We start from the raw sequence: 12,298 nt of genomic DNA, 5'->3' as shown, positions 1-12,298 counted from the left end.
ATAAATAAATAATTATGAGTGCAAAAAAAGGCCTTCATCTTACCCTAAAAATTTGGAGACAAAAAAATAGCAAAACTAAAGGTCAGTTTGAGACCTACAAAATATCAGATGTTTCTACAGATTCTTCTTTCTTGGAAATGTTGGATATTCTGAACGAAAACATTATCAACGAAGGAAAAGAGCCTATCGCTTTCGATCACGACTGTCGTGAAGGAATTTGCGGGATGTGTTCTCTTTACATCAATGGTAGAGCGCACGGTCCTGATACGGGTATCACGACTTGTCAGCTTCACATGAGAATGTTTAAAGATGGTGAAACGATCGTTATTGAACCTTGGAGAAGTGCTGCTTTCCCTGTTATCAAAGACTTGATGGTAGACAGAAGCGCATTCGACAGAGTAATGGCAGCAGGAGGTTTCATTTCTGTAAATACTTCCGGTAATACATTGGATGCTAACGCAATTCCGGTTCCAAAAGAAGATGCAGACAAAGCAATGGATGCGGCTGCTTGTATCGGATGTGGAGCTTGTGTAGCGACATGTAAAAACGGATCTGCAATGCTATTCGTAGGAGCTAAAGTTTCTCAATATGCATTACTTCCTCAAGGGAGAGTGGAATCGAAGAGAAGAGTTCTGAACATGGTAAAAGCTATGGACGAAGAAGGATTCGGAAACTGTTCAAACACCGGAGCATGTGAAGTAGAATGTCCTAAAGGTATTTCTCTTGAAAACATCGCTAGAATGAACAGAGAATATATGGCTGCTCTTGTAGATCAAGGATAGAATTGATTCAAATACATAAAAAATCGCCTTCATTTTTGGAGGCGATTTTTTTATGAAAGGCATAGCCTTGTTAAAGTTTGTTAACTTATTGATAGATTTGAGTCATTCTTTATTTAATAAGTATATATTTGAAGGGTAGTTGAATCGTTTTTTCAAAAACTTTCAAAAACGTCTTACCGTGACAAAAGAGAACCATGAAATAATTGGAATATCCCTTTTGAACCGTAATAATAAAATTTTTAAAAAAAATAATTAGTGTGAATTAACAAGCCCTAAAAAGCTTATTTTTGTGTAATATTAAAAATTGAAATGAAAAAATATCTTTTATTGTTTATCATCACAGTTTTTGTGATGTCTTGTTCAAAAAAAGTAGAAGTAAAAGGGAAAATTACCGGAAGCTCATCATTAGAAAGAATTGAATTTGTAGAAGCTTCAGGAGTAGGAACCCTGCCTTTGGTTAATATTGGTTTAGATAAAGACGGAAATTTCTCAGGAAGCTTCGATGCTCCTAAAGACGGAATGTACGTAATCAACTATGCAGGCAGACAAAACCTGATCTATCTTGAAGGAGGACAAAAAGTAAATATTTCAGGAAACGGAACTACTTTCCCAAGTGAATACGTAATTACTGGAGACGCTAAAAAGAATAATGATTTCCTTACAGCAACTATGAAATTCCTTGCAGAATATGGCAGCAAAGTGAATTTAGGAGCATTAATGAGCGGAGACGAAGCAGCTTTTCTAAAAGGAATGCATAAAGTTGAAGCAGACATTAATAAAAATGTTGATGATCTTGCAAAGAAAAACAACCCAAGCAAAGGACTTTTAGAGTGGAAGAAAAACGACGTGAAAGTAACTATTCTTAACTTGCTTGCCAACTATGAAATGTCTCACGGACCAATGTCAGGGAATCCATCTTATAAAGCTTCTAAAGCTTTCAAAGATTATGAAACTCAACTGGAAACTGACAAAGAAGCGATGGTGAAAACGATCCCTCTTTACAGACAATATCTTCTTGTAAAAATGACTCCTGATTTTCAGAAGTATGCAGAAGCAAACAGCAAAGGGAAAACCGGAGTTACAACTTCTGAGATGTTCGCTCAATATTTAAAAACTAAGAAAGATTTATCTCAGACTGCAAAAGATTATCTTTTAGCGTTTGTAATGGCTCAGGCGGATATTCATCCAACAAGTCCAGCGGCAAACATTGACAAGATTAAAAAAATCATTGATTCAGATATCAAAGATGCTACTATTAAAAGTGATCTTTTAAAAATGCAGGTAGCAATTACAGGTCTTAAAATTGGAGAAGCAGCTCCAGATGCAGCTTTAACAAAACAGGACGGAAAAGCGTATAAGCTTTCTGAAAACAAAGGAAAACCTTATATGGTATTCTTCTATGCTTCATGGAATCCTTACATCAGCGAAGCTACAGTACCTGTATTAAAAGAAGTAGTAAACTTCTATAAATCTAAAATGAATTTTGTATTTGTAAACGTAGATGATACAAAAGATCAGTTTATTAAAACAAGCAATTCTCTTTTAAAAGGAATTCAAGGAGTAAATGTTTACGGAGAAGGAGGTCTGAATTCTGATATTGCCAAGAAATATGGTGTATACGGATTCAAATTACCTTGCTTTGTAATCATCGATAAAGACGGTAAAATTGCCAGCAGATCTTTTGTGAATCTTGGTGAGCAGGAACTGGTAACAGTTCTTGATAAGCAGACTGGGCTTTCTGCTCCGAAAGCACAACCCAATATGCAGATGCAGCCACAATTACAGCTTGACCCTTCTGCAATGCAGCAAGCTCCACAACCTGCAAATCCGCAGCCGGCTCCAACAAAATAATAAACTTTAACACAGTATAGAAACCTTATCTTCGGATAAGGTTTTTTTTATTGTATTTTTGCAAACGAAATTAGAACTGAAAGGTTTTAAAGTTTATTAGAAAAAATAGAAAATAGATGAAGTATAGAGTAGAAAGCTGTCTTCGTCACAAGAAATTGATATGAGAAAGAAGAAAGATGTAATTCTTGAAAATATAAAGCTTTTCGCGGCAGGAGCAAAAGGTGTAGCTATCGGAAAAACTGAAGAAGGGAAAACTGTTTTGGTTTCCGGTGCGATTCCCGGGGACGTTGTAAATGCAAGAGTTAAAAAATCAAAGTCAAAATATTTTGAGGCTGAAGTAAAAGAAATCGTTGAGAAATCACCATTCAGAGTTGATCCAAAATGTATTCACTTCGGAACTTGTGGTGGTTGCAAATGGCAGAATATGAGCTACGAAAAGCAGCTTGATTTTAAACAAGAAGAAGTTTACAATAATATTAAAAGAATCGGAGGAATTGAAGATTTTGAAACGGTTCCAATTTTAGGCGCTGAAGAACAATATTTCTACAGAAATAAAATGGAATTTTCTTTTTCTAATGCAAGATGGTTAACTCAATACGAAATCAGTTCTGAAGAAAACTTCGGAAGCAGAGATGCGCTTGGTTTCCATATTCCGGGAATGTGGAGCAAGATTTTGGATTTAAAAGAATGTTTCCTTCAGGAAGATCCGTCGAATGCAATTCGTTTGGCAGTCAAAAAATTTGCTGAGAATAAAGGGTTAGATTTCTTTGATGTGAGAGAGCAGAAAGGTTTCCTGAGAACTTTAATGATGAGACAAAACTCTAAAGGAGAATGGATGGTTTTATTCCAGCTTTACAGAGAAGAAAGAGAAAACCGCACTCAGCTTTTTGATTATTTGTTGGAGCAGTTCCCACAGATAAAAACATTGGTGTATGCTATTAATCCTAAACAGAATGATTCTATTTATGATTTAAATATCAATGTGTATTTCGGAGAAGGTTACCTTATGGAAGAAATGGACGGATTGAAATTTAAAATCGGACCAAAATCTTTCTTTCAAACCAATTACAAACAAGCTTTAGAATTATATAGAAAAACGCTTGAATTTGCCGATCTAAAAGGCGATGAAGTTGTTTATGATTTATACACAGGAACTGGAACGATTGCTCAATACGTGGCAAGAAATGCAAAACAGGTTATCGGAATTGAATCTGTACAGGAAGCAATCGATGCAGCAATCGAACATGCTGAACTGAATGGTTTAACCAACACAACTTTCTATTGTGGAGATATGAAAAACGTCTTTAATGACGAGTTTTTAGAAAATCATCCAAAAGCAGATGTTTTAATTACAGACCCACCAAGAGACGGAATGCACCAGAAAGTGGTAGAACAGATCTTAAAACTTTCACCGGAAAAAGTAGTTTATGTAAGCTGCAACTCAGCAACGCAGGCGAGAGATCTTGCTTTGATGAAAGACCACTATACTTTAGTAAAGATCCTTCCGGTAGATATGTTCCCACAGACACACCATGTTGAGAACATTGCATTGCTGATTAAAAAATAAATTTATTTAAATTTGAATTTCAAATCTTAATATGAAGTATTTTAAATTTCTCATAATGATCTGCTTTTTAGGAATGCTTTTTTCCTGTGGCGGAGACGATGATATTTGCGAAAGTGGAGAAGGAACTCCCAGAATGAAGATAGCTTTCAGATCTCTGTCAAATGGAGGGAAGGAAACGACATTGGATTCGTTGTATGTAGCAGTAGATTACGGTGCAGGAAAAGTGGATCTGGGTGGGCTTGCAAAAATTGATTCCAGATTAATTCCTTTACGTGTTGACAATTCACCTTATACGGACGTTTATTTCAAACTTAAATCTAAGGGAGTGGAATCTAAAGTAAGGGTCAGTTATACTACAAAGTCTACCTACGTATCTCCGGGATGCGGGATCAAGAAGTATTATGAGAATTTAACTTCAGAATTAGTAACTCCGAATCCTGTTCAAAAGGTGGAAATCGGACAAAATCAAATAGAGAATGAAGACAAGACTAATCTTTACCTTTCTTTTTAGTTTATTTGGAGTAATAAGCTGGGCACAGGACAAAAAAAAGGAAGCAGAGAAGAAGGTTCATGAAAAATATGAACCCAATTTTATGGTTGGCCTTGATGTATTGAATACCGGAGCCGGATTTTTTTCGGACAGAAAACTGTATCAGGGATTTATTTCTTCAAAAATCAGAGGGAATGTTCATGCCATTGCAGAAGCAGGTTTTGAAAAGAATGTATACCAGAAGAATGGGTATGATGCTAAAGCAAGTGGTCCTTTTGTTAAGCTGGGAGCGTTTTATATGCTGGCAAAGGATGCCGAAAATGAATTCAACGGATTTTATGCCGGAGGAAAAGTTGCCGGGTCTTTCTATAACCAGGAGTATATGGCAATTCCCGTTCGAGGATTCGGCGGAAGTAGTTCTTCTGAGGCCTTTCCTTCCTCATCTCAGTCTTCTTTTTGGCTGGAAGGAACCATAGGAGGTAGAGTGCAGTTATTTAGCTCCAACTTCTATATTGATGTAAATCTTCAGCCGAGATATATGGTATACACCTCTAAGCAGGATGATATCACTCCAATGATAGTTCCGGGGTTCGGAAAAAGTTCATCAAAATTCAATATGGGATTTGCATGGAATATCGCATATAAGTTTTAGAAATATTAATTATTAACTTTTATAATATATAGAATACAAACTTTAGACATGTCTAAAGTTTGTATTTTTTTTAATGAATCTATATATTATATATATTATGTTAAAAAATATCAACTTATATTATTCGAGTAAATTATAAAATAGTTATATTTGGCGGAAATTATAATTGTTATTTAATTTATGAAAAGAGTATTTACTGCCTTGGTGTGTACTTTAATAGGTGGAGCGGCGTTCGGACAATGGACTCCTACTTCATTTAATAAAGTAGACAACAAAAAAAGAGGAACTTTTACAGTAGAGAAATCTGGTGTAAGAGAAAACGGGTATTATAAATTAGACTTAGCTTCACTAAGATCTCAATTGAAGAATGCTCAAGAGATGGGGCCAAATGCAGCTCCAGTGATTATTTCTCTTCCAACTGTTGATGGGAGGATAGAAAGATTCAAAGTATTTAGCTTTCCTGTTCTGGCAAAAGAAATTGCTGATAAGTATGAGCTAGGTTCTTACGTGGGAACAAGTGTTGAAGACCCTAGTAAATATTTAAGATTCAGTGTTTCTCCTAATGAACTTCAGTCTATGATTATAGATGGAGACAAATAAGAGTTTATTGAGCCTTTAACTACTGATAAGAGTGTATACGCAGTGCATCCTAAAACGATGAAGAATCCAAATGGATTTATATGCTCAACTGAAGAAAGCCCAGCTTCTAAAAAACAAATAGATGCTTTATTAAAAAAAGGTAAATCTATTGCTAATCAACCAACCAGTTTTGCTAAAAATTCTGACAAGAAATACAGAACAATGAGATTGGCAATGTCTGTTACGGGAGAGTATACTCAGTTTTTTGGAGGAGTTGCGGGTGCATGGGCACAGATAAACAACACCATATCAAGAGTAAATGGAGTATTTGAAAAAGACTTTGCATTACACTTAAATGTGTTAAATTATCCAGCTCTTATTTTTGATAACCCTACTACAGATCCATATGCCTCTGTTACCAGCGCAACAGCGCCTCCAGGTACATGGAATACTGAATTACAAAACCAATTGACAACAGTTGTAACTGAGGCAAATTATGATATTGGTCACTTGTTTGGAGCTTCAGGGGGAGGAGGAAACGCAGGTTGTATTGGTTGCGTTTGTATAAGTCCTACTACTGCTGAGCCAGAAGGAAAAGGATCAGGAATTACATCTCCTGCTACAGGAAGTGTGAATCCATCTGCAACATACCCACCATCCGGAGATAATTTTGATATCGACTATGTGGCTCACGAAATGGGACACCAGTTGGGAGCAAATCATACATTCTCTCATAGTATTGAAGGAGCAGGGGTAAACATGGAGCCAGGTTCAGGGTCTACCATTATGGGATATGCTGGTATTACAGGAGCTAGTTATGATGTACAGCCACATTCAGATCCTTACTTCCATATTGCAAGCATTGATCAGATTCAGGAAAACCTGAATGAGAAAACTTGTGATATAGAAACACCGATTCCTAACAATCCACCTGTAATTGCTTCGTTGCCAACATTTAATATTCCTAAAGGTACAGCATTTGTACTTACGGCTTCAGCTACAGATGCTGAAAACGATCCACTTACTTATGTGTGGGAAGAAGTAGATAACGCTGCTGCTGTTATTAATAAAAATATTTTAGGTAACACGACTACTGGTGCAACATTTAGATCTAAGTCTACAGGAACTAACCCAACAAGATATTTTCCAAGCTTTACATCTGTGATGAACGGTGTATTGAATAATGCTAATAATACTTGGGAATCAGTTTCTGCATTATCAAGAACTACAAATTTTGCAGTGACAGTAAGAGATAATAATCCAAATATTGCACAACAGCAAACTAATTTTGCAGTTCAGACAGTTGTTGTTGGAGATACAGGGCCATTCAAGTTAGCAAATCAATATGCTGATGTAAATACATCTACGCCTATTCAATGGCTTGTTGCTAATACTAATGCTGCTCCATATAACGTAGCAAATGTTAAGATTGATTATACTACGGATAACGGAACAACTTGGACTGTATTAGCTGCTTCAACTCCAAATGATGGAACTGAAAACTTTACATTCCCTTCTTCTTTAAACGGACAGATCATTAAAGTAAGAGTTTCTGCGATAGGAAATATTTTCTATGCAGTAGGACCTGTTACAATAGGACCACTTTCTGCTTGTAGCTCTGCTGCACCTACAAATGTAGCAGTAAGTAACATTAGTAATACTTCTGGTAACGTTTCATGGATGGCGTATACAGGAGCAACATATAAAGTACGTTACAGAAAAGTGGGTACAACTACATGGAGTGAGGTTGATTCTGCAGTTCCTTCTATTAACTTAACTGGTTTAGCAGAAGGTACAAACTTTGAAGTACAGGTTGCTTTAGTTTGTGGTACTACAGTAGGAACTTATTCTGCATCTGTTAACTTCACTACACTTGCTATTACTTATTGTGCGGCATCAACATTGTTAACTACTGAGGAGTATATTTCAAATGTAACTCTTAATAATGTTAACAACACTACTGCAGCATCAACATATTCAAACTATACAACGAATTCAGCTCTTCAGGTTAACCTTACTAAAGGATCTACTTATCCTATATCTGTTACAGTAGGAAAAGCAGATGTTAATGATGTAGCTGCTGTATATATCGACTTTAACAAAAATGGAGTTTTTGAAAGCAATGAAGCTGTATTAAATGTTCCAACTACAACTGTAGCTACAAGTGTATATAATGGATCATTTACAGTTCCTGTAAGTGCGGTAGAAAACCAGCCATTAAGAATGAGAGTTCTTGCATTCTATGCAGGAGCAAGTAATGCGGGATTCCCGATTCCAGCTTCATTTGCTTGTGGAACTAATTTCTACTATGGAGAGGTTGAAGATTATAACGTAGTTGTTACAGGTAGCCTTGCTACTTCTGAGACTTCTGTTAAAAATAATGGTATTCAGATCTATCCAAATCCTGCAACTGATATTCTAAATATTACTAAAGTTTCAGATAGAGCTACCTATAAAATTTATAGTGCTCCTGGACAACTGATAGATAGTGGAAATATCAATAATGGAAAAATTAATGTTTCAGCATTAGTTAAAGGAGGATATGTAATTACAATAGATGATAAAGGTATTGAGCAATTCAAATCAAAATTCATCAAGAAATAGAAATAACCTTTAAATATTATTAAATCCCCGGGCTATCCCGGGGATTTCTTTATTTAAGGCATAAGTGGAGATATTGTTGTTTTTTTTCAAAAAAAAGCTAATTGTACCTATAAATTAATAATAAAAAATGTTTAGATTTGTATGATTAATATTAATAATGAAAACATTATGAAGAAACTCTTTACCTCTTTAATTCTGTTTCTCTGTTTGATCTGTACAGGCTTTGTATCAAAGGTCTCAGCCCAGGCAGGCCAGATCGGGACAGGAACAGGTACCTCAGTGTATCTCCCCATACGTTCCTATTATGGATATAGCTATTCCCAGCAAATTTATACAGCTGCGGAAGTTTCGACTGCCATTGGTACGTCGACCTATATCACGGCCGTAAAGTTTTATGTAAACACCTTATCAACTCCTCAGGATAGTTATAAGGATTGGGTCGTTTACATGGGTAATACTACCCAAAATAGTTTTTCAAGCAATACAAACTGGATTCCGTTGGGTTCTTTAACCCAGGTGTATACCGGAGATTTGCCTACCATAACCAATGGAAACTGGGTAACTCTTCAGTTGACTACTCCGTTTATTTGGAATGGAACTGATAACCTTGTGATTGCTGTAAATGAAAAAACATCAGGTTATTCATCATCGCCAGGTACAGCTTGGGGATCTTATAATGCAGGAGCTAATAGAGGTATTCTCTATTATGAAGATACCACAAACCCAAATCCTGCCTCGCCTCCTTCGGCATCAGATAGGTATTCGGATATTCCGAGAGTACAGTTGGTGAGTCATCAGCTGACTCCATGTACTGCAGCACCGCCTACGAATATCACAGTGAACAATATAACTACTGTATCAGCAGTTGTTAACTGGTATACCGCTACAGGTTCTACTTATGTTGTAAGATATAGAAGTTTACCTGCTGGCGCATGGCAGCAAATTAACGTCACGGCCCCTCTTTCGGGGAGTGCGACAATTCCGGGACTGACAGAACAGACCCAGTATGAAGTCCAGGTGGCTACTGTCTGTGGTGGTACTCAGGGAGCGTTTTCTGCTGGAGTAACTTTTACGACTCCAGCACTTAGTTATTGTGCTTCAGCAGCGACAAGTACTTTTATTGATGGTTATATCAACCAGGTTTCTGTCAATGCACAAGGAGCTCCTTCTATGGTAAGCAACTCTGCTCAAAGTGGTTACACAGATTATAGTGCAGACCCTACAAGATTAGTTACTTTGGTAAGAGGTGGTACTGCTACTGTTTCAGTTTCAAAAGCATGGCCAGATTATCAATATAGCTTCTTAACGGGAGTTTGGATTGACTTTAACCGTAATGGTATTTATGAAGCGAGTGAAAGAGTATTAACTTCTCCAAGTAATACGACAACTCCGGTAACAGGTACATTCACTATACCAAACGCTGGAGGTGGTGTTTATACCGGAAACCTGACTACAAGAATGCGTGTTGTAATGAATGAATACAGCCCTATTGCTGCTTGTGGTACTTATTCTTATGGTGAGACGGAAGACTATGCAGTAAAACTTATTGATTTATCAGCATGTACTACGGCCCCACCTTCTAATATCATTGTAAATAATGTAACCCCTTCAACAGCTAATGTTACTTGGACGTCAGCTACAGGAGCTACTTATATTGTAAGATACAGAGTTTCTCCTTCTGGTGCATGGCAGCAGATTACGGTGAATACACCTTTGGTAAGTAATCAATTACTTATAGGATTATTAGAACAGACTGCATACGAAGTTCAGGTAGCTACGGTTTGTGGAGGTACTACAGGAGCGTTCTCACCAAGTGTGAACTTTACAACTCCACCTCTTACTTATTGTACAGCTTCTCCTACAAGTAATACTGCTACAAGCGGTTATATTAATAATGTAACAGTTACTCCGACGAATACGCCTATTATGATAAGTAATTCAGTATCGGACGGATATAAAGATTATACAACAGATGCTACAAGAGTAGTTACTTTTGAAAGAGGTTCTGCCAATAATAAAATTTCTGTAAACAAATACTGGCCAGGTTCTCCTACATCTTATTCAGTTTCAGCATGGGTAGACTTTAACAGAAACGGAACATTTGAGACAAGTGAGAAGATTCTGAATACTACCTATAATACAACAACTCCGGTAACAGCTAATTTTGCAGTGCCGACAGTTGCGAGTGGTAATGTATATACAGGAACTCTTCCTACTCGTATGCGTGTCGTAATGAGATATTTCGATAATGCTAACCCTTGTGGAACATTCACTCAGGGAGAAGTAGAAGATTACGCGGTAAGGTTTGTGGATTCTCAACCTTGTACTACAGCTCCTCCAACGAGTATTACAGTAAACAATGTTGCAGCTACTACAGCAACTGTATCATGGATTTCTACTGTAGGAGCTACGTATAATGTGAGATGGAGAGTTGCTCCAAGTGGAGTTTGGCAAACCGCTACTGTACCAGCTGGTCAGAACTTCTATGGAATTACAGGTCTTACAGAACAGACGAATTATGAAGTTCAGGTTTCAACCACTTGCGGAGGTTCTACAGGATCTTATTCATCATCAGTCGCATTTACAACACCGCCGTTGTCTTACTGCCCGATGATAGGTACTGGAACGAATGACCATATTTCGAATGTAACCGTTACCTCTTCGAATCTTGGAGTTCCTCCAATGAATAATACTTCAGTACAGACTAACTATATAAGCTATACTACTCCAGAGACTCTTATTACTTTAGATGTTAATTCTCAAAATAATAAAATCTCCGTAGCAAAAGGTTGGACGGGTGCAACAGGAAACGATGCTGTAACAGCATGGATTGACTTTGACAGAAACGGACAGTTCACGGATGCTGAGAGAATCTTAATTTCTCCAGCCAATACCACAACTCCGGTTACTGCCACTTTTGCTGTTCCTTCAACAGCGTATACAGGGCCATTGACAACAACGATGAGAGTTGTAATTAAACGTACAAGTGCTCCTATTATGTGTCAGAATGCAATAGATGGAGAAGTAGAAGATTACCGAGTAAGAATAAGACCTTGCAGCAATGCAACGCCTAATGCCCCTACATTTACTACCACTCATACAAGCGCAACTGTTACCATTACAGGAGCAGGAGTAAGTTATGTGGTAAGATACAGAGTTCAGGGAACAACAGCATGGACACAAGTATATGCTTCTACCCAATTGGGTAACCTTCCATTAGTGATTAATGGATTAACGCCTGCTACGACTTATGAAGTAGAAGTAGCCGCTATTTGTGGAGATATTGTGGGAACAGCCACTCCAATCAAGACATTTACGACACGATGTGATCCAACGCCTCCAAATGTGACCGTGGGTAATATTACTCCAACTACAGCATTGATTACATGGGCTCCGCTAGCAGCAAGTTCTACTTATACTATGAGATGGAGAAAAGTAGGAACTACAACATGGAATATTATAAGTTTACCTGCAGCTCCCGCAAATACGTATGTGTTAGGAAGTGTAACGCCTTTAGAGCCTTACACCACTTATGAAGTTCAGATTGCTAATCAGTGTAACGGAGAAACTACTCTGAATCCATATTCTAACCCTAAAGTATTTACAACAGAAAGAATATGTCAGATTCCTCCTCCGGGATTAACCATTACGCAATTGCTTCCAACATCAGCCGAGGTTAAATGGGATCCATTCCCGGGAGCAACCTATGTTCTTAGATATAGAAAAGTAGGTATTCCAAGCTGGACAGAAGTACCGTCATTAGTTAATAACCT

The 12,298-nt window shown here is 37.3% G+C and carries 8 protein-coding genes; all 8 read left to right on the top strand.

The window, feature by feature from the left end; translation table 11 throughout:
* The first annotated feature begins 14 nt into the window (after nucleotides 1-14).
* A complete protein-coding gene (locus tag DBR39_RS21210; RefSeq protein WP_124536466.1) occupies nucleotides 15-782 on the top strand; it encodes a succinate dehydrogenase/fumarate reductase iron-sulfur subunit in 768 nt (255 codons plus the stop codon).
* A gap of 309 nt (nucleotides 783-1,091) precedes the next feature.
* Nucleotides 1,092-2,633, top strand: coding sequence for a TlpA family protein disulfide reductase (locus DBR39_RS21205; RefSeq protein WP_124536464.1), 1,542 nt, complete (start codon nucleotides 1,092-1,094; stop codon nucleotides 2,631-2,633).
* Between the two features lie 160 nt (nucleotides 2,634-2,793).
* Nucleotides 2,794-4,200: a 23S rRNA (uracil(1939)-C(5))-methyltransferase RlmD gene (gene rlmD, locus DBR39_RS21200; protein ID WP_124536461.1), complete on the top strand. Its 1,407-nt coding sequence runs from the start codon at nucleotides 2,794-2,796 to the stop codon at nucleotides 4,198-4,200.
* A gap of 55 nt (nucleotides 4,201-4,255) precedes the next feature.
* Nucleotides 4,256-4,711: a DUF6452 family protein gene (locus DBR39_RS21195; RefSeq protein ID WP_228447890.1), complete on the top strand. Its 456-nt coding sequence runs from the start codon at nucleotides 4,256-4,258 to the stop codon at nucleotides 4,709-4,711.
* Nucleotides 4,677-5,342: a DUF6048 family protein gene (locus DBR39_RS21190; protein ID WP_124536457.1), complete on the top strand. Its 666-nt coding sequence runs from the start codon at nucleotides 4,677-4,679 to the stop codon at nucleotides 5,340-5,342. The genes DBR39_RS21195 and DBR39_RS21190 overlap by 35 nt, the downstream gene beginning before the upstream one ends.
* A 180-nt stretch (nucleotides 5,343-5,522) precedes the next feature.
* On the top strand, nucleotides 5,523-5,942 hold the full coding sequence (locus DBR39_RS24495) for a hypothetical protein (protein ID WP_228447889.1): 420 nt from the start codon (nucleotides 5,523-5,525) through the stop codon (nucleotides 5,940-5,942).
* A 57-nt stretch (nucleotides 5,943-5,999) separates the two neighbouring features.
* Nucleotides 6,000-8,525, top strand: coding sequence for a reprolysin-like metallopeptidase (locus DBR39_RS21185; protein WP_228447888.1), 2,526 nt, complete (start codon nucleotides 6,000-6,002; stop codon nucleotides 8,523-8,525).
* A 168-nt stretch (nucleotides 8,526-8,693) separates the two neighbouring features.
* A partial coding sequence (locus DBR39_RS21180; RefSeq protein WP_185147240.1) for a GEVED domain-containing protein occupies nucleotides 8,694-12,298 on the top strand: 3,605 nt, incomplete at its 3' end.

It is taken from the genome of Chryseobacterium sp. KBW03 (assembly GCF_003852415.1).
In the GTDB taxonomy this organism is placed as follows: Bacteria; Bacteroidota; Bacteroidia; order Flavobacteriales; family Weeksellaceae; genus Chryseobacterium; species Chryseobacterium viscerum.
The sequence above is the reverse complement of the archived record's forward strand: the minus strand, read 5'-3'. Positions and strand labels throughout refer to the sequence as shown.